Raw genomic sequence first — 26,384 nt, forward strand, 5'->3', positions numbered from 1 at the left:
CGGCTGATGTTGGAAATCAACTGCCTCTCACCACGTTGTCTAATTATATGAGTTCGCCATCATCTAGACGATAAACATGAACACAGTTGCGACCTTTGCCTTTGGCAGCATAACAAGCTGCATCAGCCGCCCCCATAACCTCCATCAAATCTTGGCTGGCTTGGTTAAGGGCAACAACTCCAATACTGACCCCGATGATAAAGGTTTTGCTATCCCAAATAAACCGAAACTGATGCACTAGGTTTTTGAGGTTTTCCGCAATCTGAGCTGCTTTAGAGAGGGGACACTTATTAAGCAAAAGACCAAACTCGTCACCTCCCAAGCGAGCCAGTGTGTCATTAGCGCGGACTCCATTTTGTAAAAGTGTAGTAATTTGGCGCAGTAGCTCATCGCCAGCACAATGACCTGCGGTATCGTTAACGACTTTGAACTTATCTAAATCTAAATAACAGAGAGCGTGCTGGTGATTGCTATCTTGAACAGAGGCGATCGCCTCAATTAGTCGCTGCTCAAATCCTCGACGGTTGATTAAACCCGTCAGAGCATCGTGACTGGCTTCCCAAGAGAGTTGACGAGCAAGATTGCGCGATTCGGTAACATCATGAAAGACGATGACTGCCCCGATAATTTGACCTTGGCAGTCTCGAATCGGTGCTGCTGAGTGCTCAATGGCATACTCCCTCCCATCGCGCGCAATCAGTTTAGTATGGTTAGCTAAGCCCACAATTCGCTTCTCCAACAGAGCCTTGCCGATCGGATTCTCTACTGGCTTTTGCGTTACTTCATTGACAATTTCAAATACTGTAGACAGGGGGAGTCCCTTAGCCTCATGAGCCTTCCAGCCTGTCAGTTGCTCAGCGATTGGATTGAAAAATCGCACATTACCTTGAGCATTGGTAGTAATAACTGCATCACCAATTGATTGGAGAGTCACTTGAGCGAGTTCTTTTTCGGCAAAGAGGGACGCTTCGAGACGTTGGCGTTCTTCGATTTCTCTCAAGAGACGTAAATTCTGCTCTTGGAGGCTTTGTTGCAACCGTCGGATGGTTAGGTGAGTTTCGACACGAGCTAATACTTCTTCAACTTGAAACGGCTTAGCAATATAATCTACGCCACCAACAGCCAGCCCCTGAACCTTATTGAAAGTTGCATTGAGAGCACTCAAAAAAATTATCGGAATGCCTGCGGTTTTCTCGCCAGATTTTAATTGTTTACAAACTTCATAGCCATCCAAATCGGGCAATTTAATGTCGAGTAAAATTAGTTCCGTCGATGGCGATTGGGCGGCTCGGATCGCCATTGCGCCTGTTGTGACACTGCGAACTTTATAACCGTGTGCGCTCAAAGTACGGCCCAGAAGACGCAGGTTATCAGGCAGATCGTCAACAATTAAAATATTGCCTCGGTTGTTTGTAGCTGGATCGCTAACCCGATCGCTAGTTCTATGGACACTCCTACTATTTTCCATACTTTTATGCTAGAGAAATATAACCCTATGAACAAGAGTATACTTGAATTATTAGGTTATTAACTCACTTGACGCAGCAAGAAGTCCTGCGATCGCAGAGTTCTAGGAGTGGCACGCTGGCACAGCCCCTACAATATCTGAGTTGTTGAGGTAGGAATAATCCCCCCGTGGTTGCCCTTCTTCGTTTCGGGTAACATGAGGAGAAGATTTTTGCAACCCAAGCAGCCGATTTATGAACAAGCACATTTCTTAAAGGGCAAGTCTACTCGTCATTGCGATCGGATGTCTCGTGCTGCTAGGTTGGCAATTTGGCATCTCCCTACTCAAAAGTGGTTTTCCCGGTAAGACTTCGACGATGAAGCGGGCAATGGCAGAACTCAATCGCTAAACACTTCAGCACTCATTAATAATGCAGGTTAGATATGATTACAGAATTTTTTGAAAGTGGAGGATTCATTCCTCACGGTCACTGCTATCTCTGGCAAACAAACTTAGTAGGATTACATATTTTATCCGATGGTTTAATTGCTTTAGCTTACTACTCCATCCCAATCATGCTAATCTACTTTGTGCGACAGCGCCAAGATACTCCATTTCAGAACGTATTTTTTCTGTTTGGCGCCTTCATAATTGCCTGTGGTACAACTCATATCATGGAAATTTGGACGCTTTGGTTTCCTACTTATTGGCTTTCTGGAGGACTTAAAGCTATTACTGCTCTGATTTCTATATATACTGCATCTGAGCTAGTGTTTTTAATTCCATCAGCCTTAGCTTTACCTAGTCCAGCTCAACTTATTACGGCAAATCAAGCCTTAGAGAAGGAGATCGACGAGCGCCAGCGGGCTGAAAACGAACGCAAACAAATTGAGGTGGCTTTACGAAACAGTGAAGAGCAGTTTCGCAATGCGTTTGAAAATGCGTCTATTGGAATGGGGATCGTTTCACTTGATGGGCACTGGGTTAAAGTCAATCCTGCCTTATGTCAGATTCTTGGCTACTCCTCAGAAGAGTTGTTAGCGTTAACTTTCCAATACATTACCCATCCCGACGATTTAGACCTGGATCTTAGTTATGCACATCAACTATTAGCAGGAACAATTTCAACTTACCAAATCGAAAAACGGTATTTTCATAAACAAGGACATATAATTTGGATTCTTCTTGATGGCTCGCTAGTACAAGATGAACAGGGAAATCCACTGCATTTTATTGCTCAAATCCAAGACATTACCGCTCGAAAAGAAGCTCGAAAGACGCTAGAACTTCAGAGTGTTATTATGCATAACATGGCAGGTGGAGTGTGTTTAATTAAAGCCTCTGATCTCACGATAGTCTACACCAATCCCAAATTAGACGCTATGTTTGGCTACACAGATGGCGAACTCGCAGGTCAACCCGTTGGTATCTTGAATTATGTCGATACAGAGATTAGACCAGACGCAAGCGTTCTAGATATTATCACTCAAATTGAGCAGAACGGAGAAGCACAATATGAAGTCTACAATAAGAAAAAAGATGGAAGACTTTTTTGGTGCAGGGTTCATACGTCTAGGTTTGAGCATCCTGAATATGGAACCGTATATGTTGCGGTTGAGGAGGATGTGACAGATCTCAAACAAGCTGAGCAAGCTTTGCAGGCTACCACAAATCGCCTCAACTTTCTCCTGAACTACAGCCCCGTCGTTATTTTTAGCTGTAAACCTTATGGCGATTATGGAGCAACGTTCATCAGCGAAAATGTCAAAGATGTATTGGGCTATGAAAGCATTGCGTTTTTAGAAGATGATGAATTTTGGGTGCATAACTTACACCCAGATGATCTAGAACGAGTAATTAATGGCTTAGCCAATCTATTCGTCAATGATTTTTATTTCCATGAATACCGTCTTCGTCGCTCAGATGGGGTTTATCGCTGGATACTCGGTCAACTCAGACTAATTCGAGATCCTGCAGGTAGACCAGTGGAAATCTTGGGATATTTAGTTGACATTAGCGATCGCAAACAAGCCGAGTTGGAACTTCAGCAAGCTAAAGAAGCCGCAGAAACAGCAAACCGAGCCAAAAGTATGTTCCTGTCCAATATGAGCCACGAACTCCGTACTCCTCTCAATGCTATTTTGGGATTTACGCAATTGATGAGTTACGATCCTGTTCTGACTCCCGAACTCCAAAAAGATCTGGCGATCGTCAATCGTAGCGGGACACATTTATTGGAATTGATTAACGACATTTTAGATTTATCCAAAATTGAGAGCGGAAAGATGACACTCTCTCTTTCTGATTTTGACCTAAAATTTTTGCTAATTTCTATTGAAGAAATGTTGCAAATTAAAGCGCTATCTAAAGGATTGAAACTAATTGTCGAGCGAGAGTCCAATCTTCCCCAATGCGTGCATAGCGATGAGAAAAAACTCTATCAAGTCTTAGTCAATCTGCTCGGTAATGCGATTAAGTTTACTAATCAAGGAAGCGTCACTTTACGAGTAAGAGCGGAACAGAGCGACCAAACGTCCTGTCGCCTATGTTTTGAAATTGAGGATACTGGAGTGGGAATTGCTCCAACAGAAGTTGACAGCTTATTTAAGGCGTTCGTGCAAGCTGAAGCTGGGAATAAATTGAATCAAGGTACTGGTCTAGGTCTAGCTATCAGCCAAAGATTTGTCCAACTCATGGGCAGTCAGATTCGGGTTCAAAGCACATTGAATCAGGGCAGCATTTTTTACTTTGAAATTGGGGTAAAGTTACCTCAAGCAGTCTGCCTTGCCTCAGAATTGCCTAAACAAAGAGTGATTGGTATAGCTTCAGGACAACCAACTTACCGCATCCTTGTTGTTGAAGATGTAGAGGAAAATCGCCGCTTATTGGTCAAACTCCTTACCTCAGTCGGTTTTGAGGTGCGGGAAGCAACACAGGGAGTTGAAGCACTATCCCTGTGGGAAAGTTGGTTACCACACCTGATTTGGATGGATCTACGAATGCCGATCGTGGATGGCTACACAGCTACCAAACGCATTAGAGAACACCCTCAGGGACAAGAGACTGTCATTATTGCTTTAACTGCCAGTGCTTTTGAAGAAGATCGAGAGAAAGCTCTTATGGCTGGTTGTGACGACTTTATGAGCAAGCCATTTCAGGAAAGGCTCGTCTTTGACAAACTCGCTCAACACTTGGGAGTAGAGTACATCTACACAGTTGTAGGAAAAGATTCCCAACAACTATTTGTTGATTCTTTATCTCCAGAAGATCTAGCCGTGATGTCCTCTCAGTGGTTAGAACAAATGTATCAAGCTGCCTACTATGTCGATCCTGAAGTCATGAACGAGCTAATTAAACTAATTCCCGCATCTCAATCAACCCTTTCCAGTGCGCTAATTGATTCTGTCAATAACTTTAAGTATGAGCAAATTGTGGAGTTAATTCGACCTCTGCTCCCGAATCCAGTTTAGTTATCGAGTTTGTGGCTATATCTCCAATAAACCTCTCCCATAATTCCCAATCTCTTTACCCGCTGGGTTTGCTGCGGGTACCTTAAAGGCTCCGCAGCCGCCATCAACCCACGCTTAAATAAGGGTTTCAACTGTTCATCAATAATACCAAATGCGGGTTAATTATCTCTTTTATAGATGGAAAAAAAATTACCCTATGTATTATTTTAACACACCCAATATGTGGTAATTTTTGAATAAAAACTGTCACAAACTGTAGTAAGTATGCTGTAACTAGGTTTGTCCGGGTTGGGATTTGCCAGCATATAAGCTAAGGGTTACGCCAAGCCAGATTCGCTCGAAAACGAAAAGAGTTTCGATTCTCTTACCATCAGCCAAAACAGCTCTTTTAAAACTAAAGTGTTGATGCTGCCTTTGATGATAGCGCCTTCATCTTCTTCGGAAATTTCGACGGATTTTTTGGGTTTAATGTAGAAAGGATGCAGAAAAAAGTCGCCGACAAATAACAGCGGATAGGCGAGGGACAAACTGATGGTTTTTTCCAGCATTGGCGGATACTCTAGCAAGGTGAAGTAACCCGCTTTAATCTGATCTAGCTGTCGTTTTTGAAAGTCGGTGATTTCTGGCAATTGGTCTTGCCATTCTCTCAAAAATTGGTCGTCTGTGACAAGTTGCAGGTCAAAAAGTGTTTTTAATTATTCTAATGTGACATTTGTAGCTGGAATTGTTGGAACCCTAATTCTAGCCTGTTAATTTTATGGGTACTTATAATTTTATTAATTTTTAAGCTAATATTATGTCCGCTGGAACGATAATAATAAAAATGGTTAGTAGTGAGTACCCAAAGTCCTGAGCAAACTCGCTCTGACTTGCATTCCTCACTAGGAAAGGGTAACGGTTATTTTATTGAAGATGATATAATAAGTCAAAAGTGAATTTTGCTAATTCCAAATTTTTTGCAAATTGAGAACAAATCCCGGCAAAACATTTTCCCCAGAAAGGGTGAGAGGACATTGTAAAACTTCCACTTCTTGACCGGGACGATAAATTTCTACTTCTCGTTTTTTGCGGTTAATCAACCAACCCAAACGGCTGCCATTTTGCATATATTCTTGGATTTTTTCCTGAGTCTTTGTCAATCTGTCACTCGGAGAAAGAAACTCGATTACAAAATCAGGACACAAGGGGATAAATTTGTCTTTTTGTTCGGGTGTCAAAGCTGACCAGCGGGATTTTTCTACCCAGGAGACATCAGGAGATCGGCTTTATTGGGCAGAGTAAACCCTGTGGAGGAATCAAACACTTCTCCGAGTTCAGTTCGATCGTTCCACGTCCAGATTTGAGCATTCGCTTTTGAGTTGCTTTTTCCTGTTTCTCCTCCGGTTGGCGGCATGACAATTAATTCTCCGTTGGCGTTGCGTTCAAGTTTCAATTCCGGGTTTTCTTCGCACAGTTGATAAAACTGCTCGGAAGTTAGTTTGATAATGGAATTGAGGTTTAAGGTGATAGCAGTCATTGTTATTTACCTGCTGTTTGTATAAAGTTGATTAAGAATTAAAAATGGGATTATTCATTTTTAATTCTTAATTGTTAACTTGTAATTCTACTGCAATTGTTTGATTCTGTTGAGCGCGTCTTGATAGGCGCTGGTTCTTCCGCCTTGTTTGTAAAGTTCTGCTGCTTTTTGAAAGTCGGCAATTGCTTTCGGTTGGTTTTTGTTGTCCAGGTAAGCTAAAGCTCGGTTGTAGTAGGCGTCGGCAAAGCCGGGATTGGCTTCGATCGCCAGCGTGTATGCTTCAATAGCGCTGGGCGCGCGGGTTGTCTCGATGCTGGCGAGAAGAGTGCGGGCATTGCCGATGTTGAAATGCAATTCAGGAGTGTAGTTGGGCTTTAATTTGAGTGCTTGGGTGAAATCATCGATCGCCCCCGAAGGATTGTCTTGATCTAACCGCGAAAGTCCTCGAAAATAATAAGCTTGGGCGTCTTGCGGATTGGCGGTGGATACGGGGCCTTGAGTTGCGGGAGTATTGTCTACTTTCAACTCAGATTTGTTGATTCCCGCCGCCACTAGCTTCGCGATAAATGTATTGATCGGAACTGCTGCGTTAAATCCGGTTTTAATCGGGGCGACTTCGCCGGAACTGGTTTGCGCGAAACCGAATTCCCCTTGTCCGTGTAAACCGATGACTCGGCCTTCGGAGTCAAAAACTGGGCCGCCACTCATGCCGCTCCAAGTTACGGCCTGATACCGCAAAGTGTAACCTTCCGGGCGGTTGCCGGGGCGGCTGGTAACGAGTCCGGGAGAGAGTTCAGGTTCTCGTTCAGCGCCGAAAAGTCCGCCCGTAGCGGGATACCCGTAAACGAAGATTTGAGTGCCGATGACGGCTCGATCGGAATCGGCGATCGTCGCGACTGGATATTCTTCGGGACTTTCAAATTTGACTACGGCTAAATCCGGGTCAGTTTCGGCGGTTTGCAAACGGGTGACGGAGGTTGCTTGATAGTTTTTGCCTTTAGACGTGCGAACGGTGTATTTCACGTCTGCTTTTTCTACGACGTGATTGACTGTTAAAACTGTGTATGTTTTGCCTGTTTTGGCAATAATTACGCCAGAACCGTCTCCTAGGGAACTGTTAATTTGTACTGTCAGCGGCCCGGCAATGCTGGCGACTTCTTGGGGGGTTTTGGCGATCGCGGGTTGGCTGATGACTATGGTTAATGCTGCGGTAGTTCCTGCTAGCAGGGTGCTTAAGGTGTCGTAACGAGAAAAATTTATATTCATGGCTATTGCTAATTAGTAGTTGGGTAGCGGGATTTGGGGAAGAAAGGGCGATCGGCGGTTTGTGCTTTTTTCTGTTTAGTTTTATTACTGATTTGACGCAAAGGCGATCGGCTTTGTTCTTTAGTGATAATTTTACTCGCTTTTTTGTTCCGCGATTCCCTATTTCACTGTAAGGTGCGCACTGCGTAGCTTAATTAATCTCCCTGCAGGCTGCCCAACTTACTTATTAAAACTAAACAATACATGACTCGAACTCCCTGCTTAATTCTTCCTTAGTCATCGTTCCCCGCGCGACTCGCATAACTAAATCATATGCTCGATCGTCCGTCAAATTCAGAGCGCAACCATTCAAACGCAAAAAGGTATCTGTCACTGCAAATGCCGTTCGTTTATTGCCGTCAATAAAGGGATGATTCATCGCTATGTGATAGAGATAGGCTGCAGCTTGTTCGCTAATCGTTGGATGCAAAAATTGACCGCCAAAAGTTGCTTGCGGTTGAGCCAAAGCGGACTCCAACAAGCCTTCATCTCTAACGCCGGGAGTGCCACCCAATCTCTCTATCTGTCTGGCGTGGATCCTTAAAACCATACTTTTTCTGACAAAATTAGGAGTTGGCAAGGCGACGGTAAACCTCCTTTCTTTCGCGTTCTGAATCTAGATATGCCTGCCATGCTTTGGCTTCTAGATCACTTTTTTCTGCTTTTACAGGCTGTATTGGCTTCAGGGCTAGTATAAACTCCAGCACTTCTTTCAACCTAGGTTTTGGTACACGGTAAACCTCCTCTCGTTCTTTTTTAGAGACTAGGTAAGCGTTCCAAACATCACTTTTTTCTGCTTTTACAGGCTGTTTTGTCTTCAGGTATAGTACAAACTCCAGCACTTCTTTCAACATAGGTTCTGGTACAGGGTCAACGTCCTCTAGTTCTTTTTTAGATGCTAGGTAAGCGTTCCAAACATCACTTTTTTCTGCTTTTACAGGCTGTTTTGCATTCAGGGCTAGTACAAACACCAGCACTTCTTTCAACATAGGTTCTGGTACTTGGTCTAGTTCTTGAAGAAGTTGGTCTTTGGCGGTCATATTTCCTCCTAGTTATCTTACAACTATTTTATCCTAATTCATAAAAGTTTTGCAAGTGAGAGATTGTACGCGAGCATCTGTAGGGACACGGCACTGCCGTGTCCTTACCCGGATTTTTTTAAATTGGTATTATAACCCTTTTACCACCTACAGTTTAGATAATTAACGGCTGTTCGATCGCACTTACAAATTTTGATATTCTGCAACCCATTCAACGATCGCCTCAGTCAATCCGTCTAACGTGTATTCTTTGGCTTCCACATCTAACTTACCCAATAAATTCTGACAGCTTTTGGAAGTTTCCGGCCCGATGGATGCGATGCAAACGCTTTGTAACCAATCGTTAGACAGGGACAAGTCGGGACTTTTTTCTATGAGATTGCAAAAGTTATGCACAGTTTTGGAACTGGCAAAAGTTATAATATTTACGGCTTGATTTTGGAGTGCGGATAGGGCGATCGGATCGATTGTTTCGGGACAGCAAGATTGGTAAGCTGGCACTTCTATTACTTGCGCTCCTTTGGCGGTGAATTCTTTAACTAAAACTTCTCTGCCGCCGCTTTCTACTCTGGGAAATAGGATTTTGCAGTTTGTAGGGGCGGTGCCCCCGTGCCCGCCCTGCCAGGGGAAATTCTCGACGAGGGAATCGGCGACAAAATTGGGTGGAATAAAGTCTGGTTGTAGAGAGTGCGATCGCAAACTTTCTGCTGTTTTTTTCCCGACAACTGCGATTTTAATACCAAACAAGCTGCGGGCGTCTTTGCCTTTTGCTTGTAATCGTTGGAAAAAGCAGTCTACAGCGTTGTGGGAAGTGAGAATTAACCAGTGAAAGCTTGACAATTGTGCGATCGCACTGTCTAAGGGTTCCCAACTCGAAGGGGGCCCAATTACCAAGGCGGGCATTTCGATAACGCGGGCTCCTTGTTGCTGGAGTCGATCGCTAAATTCAGCCGACTGAGAAGCCGATCGCGTAACTAAAATGGTTTTTCCTGCTAGCGGCAATTGGCTGTTATTAGTGGTGACTGGTGTATCGATCATATTTGTGCTTTTTGGCTGGATTAAATATTCGCGCAATCTGACTACTTCCCCAATTATTATCACGCAAGGCGATAGAGATTGACCTGCTGTTTGCTGTACAATATTTGAGAGAGTGCCCAGCCATATTTGCTGTTCGGGGCGGCCGCAATCTCGGATAATGGCGATCGGAGTTTCGGGCGATCGTCCGTGCTTTTGCAATTGCCAAATTATCTCGTTTAAATTGCGCCCTCCCATCAATATTACCAAAGTTTCTATCTGCACTAATGCTTCCCATTCCAGAGCATCCGGTTCATGGGCGCTCATCACTGCAAAACAGCGACTCATTACCGGATCGGTGAGGGGAATTCCTGCTAGTAAAGGAGCGGCTAAGGCGGATGAAATTCCGGGTATTACTTCAAACTCGCATTCCGCTGTGATTAATGCTTGAATTTCGGAACTCGAACGACCAAAAATAAACGGATCGCCGCTTTTTAAGCGGATTACTTGTTTTCCTAGTTTGCAATGTTCTACCAGCAAACGGTTAATTTCTTGCTGCTGGGTGGAAGGTTGGCCGCCGCGTTTCCCGACTTCGATTTTCCGACAAGTTGCTGGGATTAATTCGAGTTGCGGGATGTCGATGAGAGCGTCGTAGATTAGGACTTCGGCTTGGGATAGCAGTTTGTGCGATCGTACTGTCATCAAGTTACAATCTCCGGGCCCAGCACCGACTAGATAAACTTTCCCTTTGTGGTTTTTCACAATTCCTCCTCGATCGTCTCAATAGTATAGTTTTATGAATATTGCGGTGCTTCGGCGCACCCTACCCTACCCTATAATTTAATCAGACTTTTCAAGCAGCCTGTAGGGGCGGGTTCACCCCTTCCCCTCAACGGTGCAAACAGGTTAAATAAACCCGTCCCCACCCAACGAGATGCACCCGTTACTATTTATGCAGATTATCATCATCACGGCCGCCGATGCAAATTACTTTGAATTGGTGCGAGGCACTATTTTATCGGTGCGGGAAAAACCCGAGGGCGAAAATGTGGCGATCGGCTTTTTCGATCTCGGCTGCACTCCGGAACAGTTGCAGTGGTTAAAAACACAAGTTAATATCATTCAAAAGCCCGATTGGAACTTTGACTTTCCGGGCAAAAATGAAGCCCCTCACTATCTCAAAGGACTTTTAGCGCGTCCGTTTCTCCGTCGATATTTTCCCAATTTTGACATCTACCTTTGGATAGATGCCGATGCTTGGGTGCAAGATTGGCAAGCCGTTGAACTGTTAGTTAAAGGCGCGGCTAAACGCGGTTTAGCAGTTGTTCCAGAACTCGACCGGGGTTATTATTTAGCTTACGGCAAACTGCCTTGGTACTGGCAGTTTGTTTACCAGGATTATCAAGCAGCTTTTGGCGAAGAAGTCGCCCAAAATTTGCACAGCTATCCAACCATAAATGCAGGTGTTTTCGCGCTGCAAAAAGACGCCCCCCATTGGGAAACTTGGGCAGAATACCTGGAACAGGGATTGCAGCGACACGTTTCTTTAATGAGCGACCAAATAGCTTTAAATCGGTTAGTTTACGGCACTGAAATGTTTGACAACACAGAGATGCTGCCCGCTCGGTACAACTGGAGTTGCAACTTTGGTTTGCCCGTTTGGGACAAGCAGCAAGCCTGTTTTGTGGAGCCGTATTTGCCACAGGAGGCGATCGGCATTCTGCACATCACTGGCCACAAACACGACTTGGTAAAATTAGCAACAACTGACGGAAATCAAATAGAAATTAGTCTCCGCTACCAACCGAAAAACAAGCCAAACTATCCTAATTTTACACCAGAAAAAATGACCTTACCGCCGTTATCGGAAATCACAAACAATACTTTATTGCCCGCCGGAGATTACGTCTCGCCCGGATTGAAAATAATCCTTCCGGATGCGCACTTTCCCAACATGATTGTCGCCGATCCTCAGACTTGTCAGTGGCCTTACCTGCGACGGGAAATTCAGCACAATTGGTATGTCGATCGCCGTGCTAATTCAGTCGGATTTCTCAGCCGCGACGAAGCACATATTCTTTACAATACAGCCCTGCAATTCAAAGGTAAAAAAGCCTTAGAAATAGGCTGCTGGCTAGGGTGGTCGGCCTGTCACTTAGCCCTCGCAGGAGTTGAGTTAGATGTCGTCGATCCGCTGTTAGAAAGAGAAGATATCAGACAAAGCGTAATCGATTCAATTCAAGGTGCTTTAAATGCGTCGGGAGTTCAAACGACCGTCGAGCTAATACCGGGCTACAGCCCTCAAAGAGTAGAAGAATTTTCTGCTCAATTCAACCGCAAATGGTCGTTAATTTTTATTGACGGAGAACACGGAGGTGATGGGCCGTTAAATGATGCCATTGCGTGTGAAAAATTGGCTGAGGAAGATGCAATAATTTTATTTCACGATTTAACCGCTCCAGATGTTGGTAAAGGTTTAGATTACTTGAAGCAAAGGGGATGGCAAACAGTAGTATATCAAACAATGCAAATTATGGGGGCTGCTTGGCGGGGCAATGTCGAGCCAGTAAAACATCAACCCGATCCCAATATTTCCTGGCAGTTGCCAGCACATTTGCACGGTTACAAAATTAGCAGTTTAGAGGCAATTAATTCTCAAAGAGGCAGCCAAATCAATCAAAAGCAACAGTCATCTTATACAAGAGATTTTTACCAATTAATCGGAGAAGGAACTCGCAGTTCTGCTATAGAAATTATTCCCCTGCTGTTAGACTTGCTGCAACCCATTTTACCTAAAAGTGTGGTGGATGTGGGCTGCGGTACGGGCAGTTGGTTAGCTGCGTTTCACAAGTTGGGAATTGCTGATTGTTTGGGAATAAATGGCGATTATGTCGATCGCACTCTTTTAGAAATTCCTTTAAATCAGTTCAAGTCTTACGACTTAAAGCAACCGCTGCAAGTAGAAAGAAAGTTTGATTTGGCAATTTCTCTGGAAGTTGCGGAACATTTACCCAGTACCTGTGCGGAAAACTTTGTTAATTCTCTAACTAAACTAGCACCAGTAATTTTGTTTTCAGCAGCAATACCATTTCAAGGCGGTGTCGAACACGTTAACGAACAGTGGCCACAATATTGGGCTTATTACTTTCAGCAAAATGGTTTTGCAGTCATTGATTGCTTGAGAAAAAAAATCTGGAACAATGAAAAAGTAGAGCCTTGGTACGCTCAGAATATCTTAATTTTTGTCAAACAAGAATACTTATCGAAATATCCCCGGTTAGTAAATGAGTATCAAAATACCGATTTAAATCTATTAGCGATTGTTCATCCAAAGATTTATTTTTACGGCTTACAAGCGGCTCGAAATTCTAGCGAAAACTCACATTCAAACCATCCTGAAAGCGTCCCGCAAATTGGGGCTTCGCCACAGATTGAAAGTCAACCTTTGATATCTGTGATTATTCCCTGTTACAATCAAGCTCATTTTTTGTCGCAAGCAGTAACTAGCGTTATCAATCAAACTTACAAAAATTGGGAAATAATCATTGTCAATGATGGCAGCTTAGATACTACTAGCACAGCAGCCAAAAATTTGATAGCAGCAAATCCCCAGCATCAAATTAGGCTAATAGAACAAGCTAATCAAGGGATATCAATGGCTAGAAATACTGGCATAGCGGCAGCAAACGGCCAATACATAATGCCCTTAGATGCCGATGATATCTTAGCTCCAAATGCCTTGATTTGTCTTTTAGAAATATGTCTAAAATCCAAAGTACCTTGCGTAGCATTTGGTTCTTATCAACTTTTTGGCGGCAATGAAAATCACACAATACCCAGTTATGATTTATATTCACCAAAAAATATCAAACAATCTAATATGATTTGCACGTCTTCATTGTATCACAAATCAGTTTGGAATTTGGTCAACGGTTACAAAGCAGAGATGAAAGAAGGTTATGAGGATTGGGAATTTTGGGTTAATTGTCACAAACATAGCATTCCTTTTTTGGGAACGAGAGAAATAGTTCTTAATTATCGTCGCGTTCATGGTTCTAGGAATGAAACTGCTCAAAGTTACCATCATAAATTGGTAGCACAAATTGTTTCTTACAATCCAGAACTATACGATATTGAAAGTGTAAACAGTGCTAACAAACTATTGCAATCAATCGCCAATTAATCTTTTTTATAAGGACTAAAGTCTTTACTACGAACAATTTTCCGAAAGTTTGTAGTCAGGACTTTAGTGTTATATACATATCGGCAATCACATCCAAAAAACGCTTAACTTGTTTTTCCCAAGTCCAATCTAGCATAAAGTTAGCCGCAGCTAAACCGCGACGTTTTGATTCTTCGCGATTAGTATAAACTTGTTCCAAAGCATCGATAACTTCTGCAACCTCAGACTCTCCCCAACCTTCTACACCGGGAAAATGAGCCGTAGGTTTTACTTTTCCTTGACTCGATAAAGGATAGCAAATGTTGCTGTAAATCAAGTCTAAATGACCAGTATTTGCTGATAAAATAGTCGGAATTCCGCAGGCCATACTTTCCATTGCGACTAAATTAGTGCCGCCTTCGCAGCGGTTGGTGAAAACAGCGCAGTCAGCTTCTCGCAAAATTTGTCCGGCGAGGTGATTGGGAATTAAGCCGATGTCGATAAAAGAGTCAGTCTGCAAACCGTTAGCCACCAACCATTGGGAAATTCCTAAACTTCCGTCGCGGTTGATATTGGGAAGTCCGGCAACGTTTCCGGTTTGTTCGATTCCCAACATATACTGAGGCCAGAAGTTGTGCCATGTTGTTAGTAACAAAGCCTCTGGATGTTTGGCGCGAAATCGTTTGAAAGCGGCAATTACAATATCTTGACCTTTGCGATATTCCAGTTTGCCGCCAGAGAAAATGACGAAGCGATCGCCAAATAGATTAGATTTGGGTGCAGGATGAAAAATTGCGGGGTCAATTCCTTGATTTACCATCGCCACATTAGTCAAGCCGCAGCTTCTCAAAACATCCGCATTCCAGTTGGAACCTGCAACAATCGCGCTATATTTTTTTGCTTTTTCTAGTGCTTCTGCTGTGATTCGCGTGTCTTCAAAAAAGATGACTCCTACTTGAGAAGCGCTGGTAATTTGATTCTCCACTCCAGAGGATGCTAAATTATTCCCCAAAGCGTAAAGTACGGGAAAGTTGCAAGTAATCTGTTTGTCTGAATTTGCGGTTACTAATTCCTGAAAATTTTTCTGCTTTTCTACTACAGGTAATAACAGGGATTTATGCAGCGGATTGATAGATTCTGAGGTGATAGATGGCGGTACTAAAAGTGCAACCTCCCAGGCGGGATTTCGCAGCAGTTGCAGTGTTAAATTCATGCCGTAAATTCCCCAGCCGCTGGTGATGCTGACTGGCCAACTGATGCCGATTCCGGTAATCTGTGGGGGAGTTTCTGGGCGTTGGATTTGAGGCGGAGTATCTGGGGGTTGAAGCCGAGGCGGAGCCTCTGAATATGCGTTACCAGGCAGAGCCTGGTAACGAGGGAGAGGAGGGGAAATTAGCTGTTCTAAGGCTGCTTTTATACGATCGCAAACTCCATCCCAATCACCCGCTGTTTGCTGCCTAAACAACCGCACAGTGGGATACCAAGGGCTATCTTCGCGTTCCAGCATCCAGCGCCAATCGGGCACGAAAGACAGCAAAATCCAGACTGGTTTGCCCAAAGCACCGGCCAAGTGCGCCACAGAAGTATCTACGCAAATTACTAAATCGAGTTGCGAAATAATTGCTGCTGTGTCGGCAAAATCGACGCAATGTTCGCTCAAATCTTCAATTTTATGTCGATTAAACAAAGTGATATCGCCCCCAGACAAATCTTTCTGAAGGCTGTAAAAAGTCGTTCCAGCAACATCTAAAAATTTGACAAAATGGCTCAATTTACACGATCGCTGATGATCCTTGCGGTGCAGCGCGCCACCCGCCCACACAATACCTACTTTTAGTTGATTGTTTGGTTCTAGAGAAAATTTAAAATCCTGTGGCGGGGCTAAATAAGGAATCTTTGCCGGTATATTTTCCAAAGTTGTTCCCAAAATTCGCGGCAAACTTAACAGCGGCGCTTGCACTTGAAAATCTACCAAATCGCTCGACCGCGCTATTACTCGATCGACTCCTGCAATTCCTTCAAATAAACGCTTCAGCAAGACATGACAAGCCACAACAACTTTGCCGCCTTTTTGCTTGACTAAAGGTGCGTAGCGGATAAATTGTATCGTATCGCCCAAACCTTGTTCTGGGTGCAATAAAATCGTTTTTCCCTGCAAACCTGAGCCGTCCCAAAGCGGTTGGGCGAAATATCTGGGTTCCAATTCTTGAGTTTGCCAGCGCGATTCGTACTCGGCAAAACCACGCTGGAAATTGCCAGTCAAAAGCAAAGCTAACGCTAGCCTCAAGCGCCAATTGGGAGATTCTGGAGATAGTTGAATTGCTTTAGTATACCAGTCGATCGCCTCGATAACTTTTCCTTGTTCTTCCAGGGCGCAACCTAAATATAAGTTTGTTTCACTCAGGTTGGGATTGGTTTCAAGCGCTTGTTTGTAGTGCGAAATTGCCTCGGTTATTTGGCCGTTTTCCTGTTTAAAATAACCTAAATAACTGTGGGCTTCTGCATGGGTGGGTGAGGCTGAGATTACTTGTTCGTAGCGAGCGGCTGCGGCTGCTTTTTTACCTTGTTTTTTTAAGGTATTTGCTATGTAAAATTCTACCTGTGCAGGTGACAAGGAAAGTTGAGGCACAGCATCAGAATCTGCGTTCCCCGACTCAGCCTGGTAACGAGTAGAGATTAGGTGTTTTAAGGCTGTTTTTATGCGATCGAATACTTCCTCCCAATCACCCGGTGTTTGCTGCCGAAACAGCCGCGCCGTCGGATACCAAGGGCTGTCTTCGCGTTCCAACATCCACCGCCAATCCGGCATAAAACACAGCAAAATCCATACGGGTTTACCCAAAGCACCGGCTAAGTGCGCGACAGCAGTATCCACGCAGATTACTAAATCTAGTTGCGATATCACCGCCGCAGTATCGGCAAAATCGTTCAAATTGTCGCTCAAATCTATCACGGGAATTTGAGTTAACAAAGTACGATCGCCCGCAGACACTTCTTTCTGAAGACTGTAAAAACTTACACCCGCAATATCTAACAATTTCAGGAAATAACTTAAATCGCTCGATCGCTGAAAATCCTTCAAATGTTCCGAACTTCCAGCCCACACAATCCCTATTTTGAAATTGCGATTCCCTACGGGATAGCTGCGCTTCACGCAATTTAGGGAAAATTGCCAATTCGGCGGCGCAGCTAAATAAGGAACATTTGCCGGTATACTTTCTAAATTTGTTCCCAGAATATGCGGCAAACTCATCAGCGGTGCTTGCACTTGGAAATCCGGCAATTCCTCCATCCGAACCGCCACTTGTTGGATGCCAGGAATCTGCTTAAATAAACGCTTCAGTTCTTGATAGCAAGAAATGATTACTTTGCCGCCTTTTTGCTGCACGATTGCCGCGTAACGCACAAATTGAATTGCGTCGCCCAAACCTTGTTCGGATCGGAGCAAAATAGTTTGCCCGTTCAACTCTGAACCATCCCAAACCGGCCGATCGAAATTCAACCGCTGCATTTTTTTCGCCTGTTCTGTTTGCCAGCGCCACTCGTATTCTGCTAAACCGCGCGGCAAGTCCCCAGTCAACAGCAGGACTAAGGCTAAATTGAAGTGAGCTTTTACACAATTAACATCGATTTGTATTGCTTTATTGTAACACAAAATTGCTCGATTTATGTCTCCTAGTTGTTCTACAGCACTGCCTAAATTAGTGATAGCTTCTAGATAATTCTGGTTCAAAAATATGGCTCGTTCTAAGCTAGAAATTGCCTGTTCTATTTTACCCGCACCCAAGCATAAAGTTCCCAGGTGATAGTGTCCTGCAGGATTGTTTGGTTCTGCTTCAATTGCGCGCTCGTAAAGCCTTTCTGCCTCTGCTAGCTGACATTTTGCTTGCATCGCCACGCCCAAATTTACCAGGGCTGGCACGTAATTGGAATTGATGGAAAGTGCTTGATGAAAACACGCGATCGCACTCGGCAACTCGCCCTGCTGCTGGAGTGTCGCGCCGAGATTGTTGAGAGCTTTGACGTACATTGGATTTAGGGCGATCGCCTTTTGAAAGCAAGATACAGCATCGGCTGTATTGCCTTGCTCTTGCAGCAAAATACCCAAGTTATTTTGCGCTTGAGCGCAGTTCTGGTCGATTTCGACCGCGCGCTGATAATAGGTGGCAGCTTCGGCTAAATCGCCTGTTTGGTGCAGCGTCACTGCCAAATTAGTGGCGGCTTCTATCGAATTCGGCTGCAAAACTAAAGCCTTTTTAAAACAAGCGATCGCCTCGGCAAATCTACCTTGCGCTTTGAGAATATTTCCCCGATTGAAATGTTTTTGAGACAATTCAATATTGGGATAAGTTTCTCTTGGCAGTTGAGCTTCCTCATGCTGGCAAATTCTTTCTCTCAGCGCCAAACTAGCTTGTTCTAAAACTCCTTCCCAATCCCCCGCTTTAGACTGGCGAAACAGCCGCGCCGTCGGATACCAAGGACTATCTTCGCGTTGCAACATCCACCGCCAATCCGGCACAAAACACAGCAAAATCCACACTGGTTTGCCCAAAGCACCGGCCAAGTGCGCCACAGAAGTATCTACAGAAATCACTAAATCCAGAGCCGAGATTGCCGCCGCAGTATCGGCAAAGTCGTGCAAATAAGAGCTTAAATCTGTTACGGGCATTTGCTCTAACAAAGCGCGATCCTCTGCTGTTATTTCCTTTTGCAAACTGTAAAAATTTGCTCCGGGAATATCTAACAGTTTAGTTAACAAATTCAGCGGTAACGATCGCACCTTATTTTGCGAATATTGAGGATTTCCCGACCACACAATCCCTACTTTCAAATTAGCAGTTGGACTGAGAGTAAATTCCAAACCCGGGGGCGGAGCTAAATAAGGAACTTTCGCAGGTATATTTTCTAAAGTTGTTCCCAGAATGTGAGGCAAACTCATTAGCTGCGCGCGAACTTGAAAATCCGGCGCATTCTCTGGACTAACTATTAACGCATCGATTCCCGAAACTTGTGCAAATAAGCGCTGCAACTGCGGCAAACACCAAACAATTACCCTACCGCCTTTTTGCTTGACTAAATCTGCGTAGCGGATAAACTGAATTGCATCGCCTAAACCCTGTTCCGGGCAAAGCAAAATAGTTTTTTCCTGCAAATCTTTGCCATCCCAAATAGGTTGGTGAAAGTTGTGGCGCGGGGACTGTTTTTGTTTAACCAGTAGCCGCCATTCGTACTCGGAAAAACCGCGCTGAAAATCTCCCGCCAGCAGTAAAGCTAAAGCTAAATTTAGGTGAGATTCGGGATTGCCGATATTGAATTTAACTGCTTGGCTGTAGCAGGTGACAGCATCTACAAATTGTCCGCGATCGTGAAAAGCACTTGCCAAACTGTTGAGAGGATTGATATAACCGGGTTTGAGTTCGATCGCCCGATGGTAACAATCGATCGCCTCTGCCATTTTTCCCGCTTCCTCAAAAGCTTTGCCGAGATTGTTCAAAGCTTCTGGAAAGTCTGGTTTCAGGCTCAAAGCTTGGTGGTAGCAGGCGATCGCCTCTTCAATTTTGCCCTGTTTGTGCAGGACAATTCCCAGATTGCAGCGAGCCTCTGCTGAGGCTGGCAATTTCTGAATCGCCTGCTGGCAAAAAGCTAGAGCCTCATCTAACTTATCTTGGTTTGACAGCCAACTCCCCAAAGCAAGATCGGTTTGGGCCAAATCCGGTTGCAGCGTCAGAGCTCGATCGTAGTATGCGATCGCATCTGCAACTCGCCCCTGCCGGATCGAGGCGTATGCTAAGTTGTGCAAGGCATCGAAATAATTTGGATCGATCGCGATCGCCCGTTCGTAATTCGCGATCGCCCGTTCGTAATTCGGGATCGCTTCCCCTTCCTCCCCTTGTTCCTCCAAAGTAATTCCCAAATTCAAATAAGCCGCAGCGCAATTAGGATTAACTTGAATCGCTTGCTCGTAGCAGCTTACAGCCTCCGTCACATCCCCTTGTCCTTCCCGCAACAGGCCCAAATTAATCAGCGCTTCCGCGCAATTAGGGTTCAAATTGAGCGCCCGCTCATATTCTGCGATCGCCTCTTGAGTCTCCCCTGCTTCCGCGAGCGCGCTGCCCAAATTGCTCGCAGTTTCCGCCAAATTGCGGTCAATTGCTAGCGCTTGTCGGTAGTGCGCGATCGCCTCTGGGAGCCTGCCAGTGTGCTGTTTGACAACGCCTAAATTGCTGTGAGCGGCCGCATAATTTGGATCGATCGCGATCGCCCGCTCGTAACACTCGATCGCACCGCGAAACTGCCTTTGCTGCTGCAAATCTCGACCCAACCGAAACTCTGCATCCGCCAAATCCGACGGCGCAGATGCTGCGGAAACCTGGCAGCCCAAAGCTTGAGCCACCCGACCGAAAACATCCTCCCAGTCGCCCCGCTGATGCTGCCGGAACAGCCGCGCCGTCGGATACCAAGGACTGTCTTCGCGCTCCAGCAGCCACCGCCAATCGGGCGAAAACGCCAGCAAAATCCACACCGGTTTGCCCAAAGCGCCCGCCAAATGGGCGACAGCGGTATCGACACTAATCACTAAATCTAGTTTGGCGATCGCAGCAGCAGTATCGGCCAAATCGTCAAAATGCGGGCTCAAATCTACGATCGGCGTTTGATTCAACAGCGCGCGATCGGCCTCGGGAACGTCTTTCTGCAAGCTGTAAAAACTTACCCCCGAAACGTCTAAAAGCGGCATAAACTGGCTTAAACTGCACGAACGCTGCTTGTTTTTGCGGTGTTTTGGATTCCCCGCCCAGACAATGCCAACTTTCAAATTGCGATCGGGCAAAAGCCCAAAATCCGCACCCGCCGGCGGAGATAAATAAGCAGTATTTGCCGGTATTGTTTCCAGCTTTGTACCGATAATATACGGCAAACTCAACATTGGCGCTTGCACGTCAAATTCCGGCAGCGGCTCGCCTTTAACTATTAGCAAATCAATGCCGTCAACCGTTGCAAACAAACGGTGCAATTGCGGGTAACAGCCAACAATTACCCTACCGCCTTTATTTTTGACGATCGCAGCGTAGCGGATAAACTGAAGCGAATCGCCTAAACCTTGTTCGGCGTGGAGCAAAATAGTCTTTCCCACCAAATCAGAACCGTCCCACAGCGGCCGGTATTCTCTCGCCGAAACTGTATTTTCCGGCCCCGTTAAAAAACACGAATGACCAGTGTGAAATTCTTTAATTTGCCAGCGCCACTCGTATTCTGCGAGACCATTTTCCAAATCTCCCACCAACAGCAAAGCCAAGGACAAATTCAGGTGAGCGCTAGCGTGATTGGGACTTAAATAAATCGCCCGTCTGTAACAGGCGATCGCATCTTCTACCGCGCCTTTTTCCAGAAACGTCCTGCCTAAATTGTTGATAGCTTCCACAAAATCCGGCAGCAATTCTAGAGCTTTGTGATAATACTCCAGCGCATCTTCTAAATTGCCCTGTTCTTGCAATACTGTTGCCAGGTTGTTGTAAGCTTCCCAGCTATGCGGCTGAATTTCCAGGGCTCGCCGGTACAGATCGAGCGCCCTTAAAAGTTCGCCTTTTTCTTGCAGCGCCACTGCTAAATTAATCAGTGCTGGCACGAAATCTGGTTGAGCGACAAGAGCTTGTTCGTAATGCGCGATCGCCTCTTCCACTTGACCTTGTTCCTCAAAAATTTTTGCCAAGTTGTAAGCTGTTTGAGGAATATTTGGAGCGAGGGCTAAAGCTTCTTGATAATGGGGAATAGCTGCGTCTAACTCGCCATTTTCTTGCTTTAGGAAACCAAAATTAATCAGCGCTTGAACGCAATTTGGGTCAAGAGATATGATCTGTTCGTAAAGGGCGATCGCCTCTTCCTTATCGCCTGTTTCCATTAACTGTTCTGCTTGTCGCAATAAATCCTCTAAAACAACCGGATTTTTGCCACCAGTTGCGATCGCCACAGATGTCTCAACCCCCAGCAATTGCTTGACTGCGGAGCCTGTAGCTAACGCTTCGCTCGCAGCAACAAATTTTTGTTTGCTCTCGTCTCCGAAGCTTGCTTCTGTCATTTTGAGAGCCACAGAATCGAGGGAGTCCGTATTATTACCAGTCATTGCGAGCGAAACGAAGTCAAGCGTCTCGTGCGCAGAATCCTCGGAATAACTAGCAGTATTTGCGATCGCAAAAGAACTCAAAGCCGCCTTTACTTCTTCAAACAATTCTTGCCAACTTTCCGGCTGATTTTGGCGGAAAAGCCTTGCAGTTGGATACCAAGGATTATCTTCGCGCTGCAGCAGCCAGCGCCAGTCAGGAGCAAAAGAAAGCAGCACCCAAACCGGTTTTCCTAAAGCACCGGCTAAGTGCGCCACAGCCGTATCGACACTAATGACTAAATCCAGTTGAGATATCGCCGAAGCGGTATCAGCAAAGTCGCTCAAATGCGGACTCAAATCCGGCACTAAGTGTTGGTTCAACAAAGTGCGATCGCTCTGGGACAAGTTTTTTTGTAAACTATAAAAAGCGATTCCCGGAATATCCAAAAATTGAATAAAATCGCTCAAACTGCAAGAACGCTGACGATCTTTCCGGCGCTGCGGGCTCCCCGCCCAAACAATCCCTACCTTCAGTTTTGCATCAGAAGAAAGCGCAAATTTGCACTCATCAGGCGAAGCTAAATAAGGAACATTTGCAGGTATTGTTTCCAGAGTTGTCCCCACAATTCTCGGCAAACTCATCAGCGGTGCGTGAACGTCAAATTCTGGCAAACCCTCAAGACTAACTGATAAATATTCAATGCCGGCAACTGTCGCAAACAACCGCAGCAGTTCTGGATAGCAAGCCACCATAACTTTAGCGCCTCGGCTGCGAAGAATTGGGGCGTAGCGAATAAACTGAATCGAATCGCCGAAGCCTTGCTCGACGTGCAGTAAAATAGTTTTTCCCTGCAAATCTGAACCATCCCAAACAGGCTGTTTCAATTGCCTGGGCGATAGTTGCGGAGTGCGCCACCGCCACTCATATTCAGCAAAACCGCGCTGAAAATCTCCGAACAAGAGCAAAGTTAAGGCGAATTCCAGGTGTGCGGTGGCGTTGTCTGGCTGCAATTCCAAGGCTCGACTGTGACAAGAAAAAGCTTCTTGAAATTCTCCTAAATCGACCAAAGCGTGTCCGAGATTGTTAATAGCCTCCACGAAATCGGGCTTTAAGTTTAATGCTTGTCTGTAGTAGGATATTGCGGCTTTTACATTGCCTTGTTCGTGGTAAAATGCTCCTACATTGTTGTGAGATTCGGGATTTTTGGGGTCTAGTTTTACAGCTTGCTGGTAGCAGTTTAAAGCTTCGGCTAATTTCCCCTGCTGGTGCAAAACAGTGCCCAATCCCATCAGGGAATATATCAAATTTGGATTAATTTTTAAAGCGTGGACGTAATAAGCTGTCGCCTCGTTTAACTGATTTTTTTGTTTAAATAAATGTCCTAAATTGTGCGCTGTTTCCGGCAGGTTGGGATCGAGCTTGAGCGCTGTTTGGTAATATAAAATTGCCGAGTCTATTTCGCCGACTTGCTGTTTGAGCCAGCCCAAATTATTGTAAGCTAGTGCGGAATTTGGCTGCATTTTGATGACTTGTTCGTAAGTGGCGATCGCCCTTTGATACTCGCCTACATCTAGCAAAACATTAGCCTTATTTAAATGTGCTTCTACAAAATCGGGGTTTTGGGCGATCGCCTGTTCGTAAAAGTCGATCGCCTCTGCAATTTTTCCCTGCTGTCTCGCCGCTATTCCCAACAAACACAGCACGTTTGCTGATTCCGGCTGCACTTCTATTATTTGCCGGTACAAATTCTCAGCTTCTAACAAACGGCCCGCTTGGTGATGTTCCCAAGCTAATTTCAAAGAGTCTTCGGCACCCAGTTTGCAGGCAGATTTCCGAAATTTTTTTTGAGAAGCCATAGTTGTCTTGGTTGTTTGGGAGTTCGCTAACTGGTAATTGCCAAATTGTTCTAACTTGTTAACTCTTCCTTCATTCTTTCCCCTTTCTTCTTCCTTCTTCCTTCTTCCTTCTTCCGACTTCCTTCTTCCTGACATCCGTTACATCCGCTACAGAATCCGTTGCCGAACTTCCTTCTTCCTGACATCCGTTACATCCGTTACAGAATCCGTTGCCGAACTTCTACCCCAACAAACAAGCTGCGGGAAAAATTAGATATTCTAAGAAAAACAACTTCCAAATAAATTGATAAAATGCAGCAACTTCTATTTTATCGTCCAAATCAACTTTCGTACTCCAAAACCACATCAAACCCAAAGCCGCCAAATGAGAAACTGCCAGAAACACTAAATTAACATTAGACAATACGATCGCTCCCGCCAAAGTCGCGCCCAAATAACAAACCGTCAACACCCAGCGAGATAAATTAAAGACGGCCGGCTTGCCCAGCTCAATCGTAAACGTAGTAATATTATATTGCTTGTCCCCTTCCATGTCGGGGATATCTTTAAAAATGGCGATCGCAAATGTAAACACCACAACAAAAACCGTCAGCACCCAAACTTCTGCAGGAATCGCAAAAGACACACTCTCCAAACTCCAGCCCGAAAAAACGCTTTTCGCCCTACCCAAACCCAACACCCAATTAAAGTGCAGAAATAACCCTAAATTTACGATCGCGCCCCGCACAGTAAAAATGCACAGCGCCGCCCAAAAAGGAAAGCGCTTCAGCCGAATTGGCTGCAGAGAATAAGCAGTCCCGATCGCCAAACTAACGCCAACTGTAGCCAGCAAAAACGGGCCTTGCAAAACAGCAATCAAAATTGCTATAATTCCCGTTGCAATTACAATTAATTCCCCGGTTTTCCGAGAAAACACTCCCGAGGCGATCGGCAAATACGGCTTATTTATTTTATCAATTTCAACATCTTCTAACTGGTTTAATCCCACAATATAAATATTGCCGCAAATGCAAGCCAACCAGGCAAAAGCTAGGGGCAAAAATACAGGATTCACAAACAGCCGCGCGCTTTGGGCGATCGCGTACAAAGCCAATACACTCAAGCTAGTACCCACAATTGTGTGCGGCCGAGAAAACTCCCAAAATGCCCTCACCCAGCTTTGCGGAGCCGAGCCATTTTTATCAATCCAAGACTTGCCAATCGAATCGTTGCTCATAAAACTCACACCCGCACCAAAAAAATAATATTCTCTAAGGTGTGCAATGCACACCTTACTCATCAACTCAAGACTCAAAACTTCTCTGATATATGCCTGTTATTTTACAGCACAAATCAGCCCGAAACGAATCAACCCGCTCTGATATCCACGGCTCATCAATCCGAGAGCAAGTGCAGCTTGAACAGTCGTCCAACCGCTAGTCAGCAAACCCCAAATCGCGCTCGGAGTCAAAGCAGAATCGATCACCACATCCCAAAAAGGAGCAACAGCTTTTGACCAATCAGCAGTGCGAATACTTGTCAAAGGCAAACTGCGGACGATTTCCTCATATTCCGGCAAAGAAATCACGTAAGGCAAAGCATAAACCCGGTAAATTTCGGCCAATTGCTTTCTCTCTTCATCAGTTAATTCTCCCGCCGTTTCTCCCACCGGGCGGTGACACCAAGTCGCCAAAATCAAAGTTCCTCCCGGCTTGAGCACGCGGCAGCATTCCTGCAAAAACTTAATTTTGTCTGGCATATGTTCTCCGCTTTCGAGCGACCAAACCAAGTCGAATGACTCGTCAGGAAAAGGCATATTCAAAGCATCGGCTACCAAAAAATTGACATTGCTTTCTAGCCCAGCAATTCTAGCGCGTTCGGTCGCTCTGTTGGCCTGTACCGGACTCAGAGTAATCCCGGTCGCTGTAACGCTAGCGCCCGTTTTATTTGGTTCGGGCGATCTGCTAAAATCACGATCGACCCTGCCATCCAACTTTAAATTATTTTGAGCGATCGAACTAAACTTTTCGGTCAAATACAGCGTGCTGCCGCCGATCCCGCAACCGACATCGAGAATGCGGTAAGATTCACACAGTGTCTTGTCTGACGGTACTCCAGCCCAAGCCAGCAGTTCTTCTATCAAATCTATCTGAGCCTGTCGGCGCTCTTTTTTCAAATTGCCATCCGGGCCGTAGTAACCGTGGTGCATATGTTCGCCCCACACCTGCTCCCACAAACCGCTAGAAGCGTCGTAAAGTTGCTGAATTTGCTGGTAAAGTGTTGATGTCATCGCCGAATCGCAAGTTATTAAAGGAATTCTACCGTTATTTTCCCGCTGTTGTCATAGAATTTGGCGATTGAGTTCGATCGGTCTCCGGCATTCACCAGACGGAGATGTCCTTATTTCAAGCCCGACTATCTATTTGTGGGTTCCCTCTCAAACCTCAAATCTCAACTCGATTTGTGGGTTCCCTCTCAAACCTCAAATCTCAACTC

The 26,384-nt window shown here is 45.1% G+C and carries 11 protein-coding genes and 1 pseudogene; 2 read left to right on the forward strand and 10 right to left on the reverse strand.

Annotated features, from left to right (window positions below; genetic code table 11):
• Positions 1-43: 43 nt before the first annotated feature.
• The gene (locus tag QUB30_RS05525; RefSeq protein ID WP_333330268.1) at positions 44-1,468 is read right to left on the reverse strand and encodes a diguanylate cyclase domain-containing protein; all 1,425 of its coding nucleotides are present in this window, start codon (positions 1,466-1,468) and stop codon (positions 44-46) included.
• A 422-nt stretch (positions 1,469-1,890) separates the two neighbouring features.
• On the opposite strand from QUB30_RS05525, the gene QUB30_RS05530 reads away from it, so the two are divergent.
• Positions 1,891-4,917, forward strand: a complete 3,027-nt coding sequence (locus QUB30_RS05530; RefSeq protein WP_333330272.1) for a PAS domain S-box protein — start codon at positions 1,891-1,893, stop codon at positions 4,915-4,917.
• A 317-nt stretch (positions 4,918-5,234) separates the two neighbouring features.
• On the opposite strand, the gene QUB30_RS05535 is transcribed toward QUB30_RS05530, so the two are convergent.
• From QUB30_RS05535 to cobA, 6 genes and pseudogenes are all read right to left on the reverse strand, one after another.
• Complete coding sequence (locus QUB30_RS05535) at positions 5,235-5,567, reverse strand: hypothetical protein (RefSeq protein ID WP_333330276.1); 333 nt, start codon at positions 5,565-5,567, stop codon at positions 5,235-5,237.
• Positions 5,568-5,858: 291 nt separating this feature from the next.
• A pseudogene (locus tag QUB30_RS05540) lies at positions 5,859-6,433 on the reverse strand (Uma2 family endonuclease).
• 87 nt (positions 6,434-6,520) lie between these two features.
• Complete coding sequence (locus tag QUB30_RS05545; RefSeq protein ID WP_333330279.1) at positions 6,521-7,699, reverse strand: tetratricopeptide repeat-containing serine protease family protein; 1,179 nt, start codon at positions 7,697-7,699, stop codon at positions 6,521-6,523.
• Between the two features lie 232 nt (positions 7,700-7,931).
• Positions 7,932-8,288, reverse strand: a complete 357-nt coding sequence (locus tag QUB30_RS05550; RefSeq protein ID WP_333330282.1) for a type II toxin-antitoxin system death-on-curing family toxin — start codon at positions 8,286-8,288, stop codon at positions 7,932-7,934.
• Positions 8,289-8,304: 16 nt separating this feature from the next.
• Complete coding sequence (locus QUB30_RS05555) at positions 8,305-8,778, reverse strand: hypothetical protein (protein ID WP_333330285.1); 474 nt, start codon at positions 8,776-8,778, stop codon at positions 8,305-8,307.
• 183 nt (positions 8,779-8,961) lie between these two features.
• A complete protein-coding gene (gene cobA, locus QUB30_RS05560; protein ID WP_333330288.1) occupies positions 8,962-10,554 on the reverse strand; it encodes a uroporphyrinogen-III C-methyltransferase in 1,593 nt (530 codons plus the stop codon).
• 190 nt (positions 10,555-10,744) lie between these two features.
• Between cobA and QUB30_RS05565 the strand changes: the two genes are divergently transcribed.
• Positions 10,745-13,975: a glycosyltransferase gene (locus QUB30_RS05565; RefSeq protein WP_333330291.1), complete on the forward strand. Its 3,231-nt coding sequence runs from the start codon at positions 10,745-10,747 to the stop codon at positions 13,973-13,975.
• 55 nt (positions 13,976-14,030) lie between these two features.
• Here QUB30_RS05565 and QUB30_RS05570 read toward each other — a convergent pair whose 3' ends face one another.
• The 3 genes from QUB30_RS05570 to QUB30_RS05580 all read right to left on the reverse strand — a co-directional run bounded on the left by QUB30_RS05570 (position 14,031) and on the right by QUB30_RS05580 (position 26,178).
• On the reverse strand, positions 14,031-24,044 hold the full coding sequence (locus QUB30_RS05570) for a tetratricopeptide repeat protein (protein ID WP_333330294.1): 10,014 nt from the start codon (positions 24,042-24,044) through the stop codon (positions 14,031-14,033).
• Positions 24,045-24,129: 85 nt separating this feature from the next.
• Positions 24,130-25,125 (reverse strand): homogentisate phytyltransferase, encoded by a 996-nt coding sequence (locus tag QUB30_RS05575; RefSeq protein WP_445300466.1) that lies wholly within the window; start codon positions 25,123-25,125, stop codon positions 24,130-24,132.
• 99 nt (positions 25,126-25,224) lie between these two features.
• The gene (locus QUB30_RS05580) at positions 25,225-26,178 is read right to left on the reverse strand and encodes a methyltransferase domain-containing protein (RefSeq protein WP_333330300.1); all 954 of its coding nucleotides are present in this window, start codon (positions 26,176-26,178) and stop codon (positions 25,225-25,227) included.
• Positions 26,179-26,384: the final 206 nt, after the last annotated feature.

The sequence above is a fragment of the Microcoleus sp. BROC3 genome (assembly GCF_036702515.1).
Lineage (GTDB): Bacteria > Cyanobacteriota > Cyanobacteriia > Cyanobacteriales > Microcoleaceae > Microcoleus.